This window comes from Streptomyces sp. CLV115 (genome assembly GCF_038448545.1).
GTDB classification, from domain to species: domain Bacteria; phylum Actinomycetota; class Actinomycetes; order Streptomycetales; family Streptomycetaceae; genus Streptomyces; species Streptomyces sanglieri.
Window position 1 is genome coordinate 1 of sequence record NZ_JBCEWQ010000442.1, and the last position, 440, is coordinate 440.

General features: G+C 58.2%; 1 rRNA gene. It reads right to left on the bottom strand.

What is annotated here, in order from left to right:
- Positions 1–440, bottom strand: a 16S ribosomal RNA gene (locus AADR41_RS43115); the annotation flags it as partial.

Below are 440 nucleotides of genomic sequence, written 5' to 3' on the forward strand. Positions count from 1 at the left end.
GACTACAGGGGTATCTAATCCTGTTTGCTCCCCACACTTTCGCGCCTCAGCGTCAGAACCGGACCAGACAGCCGCCTTCGCCACTGGTGTTCTTGCGAATATCTACGAATTTCACCTCTACACTCGCAGTTCCGCTGTCCTCTTCCGGTCTCAAGCCTGCCAGTATCGAAGGCCATTCCGTGGTTGAGCCACGGGCTTTCACCCCCGACTTGGCAAGCCGCCTACGCGCCCTTTACGCCCAGTGATTCCGAGCAACGCTAGCCCCCTTCGTATTACCGCGGCTGCTGGCACGAAGTTAGCCGGGGCTTATTCACCCGGTACCGTCATTATCGTCCCGGGTAAAAGAGCTTTACAACCCTAAGGCCGTCATCACTCACGCGGCATGGCTGGATCAGGGTTGCCCCCATTGTCCAATATTCCCCACTGCTGCCGCCCGTAGG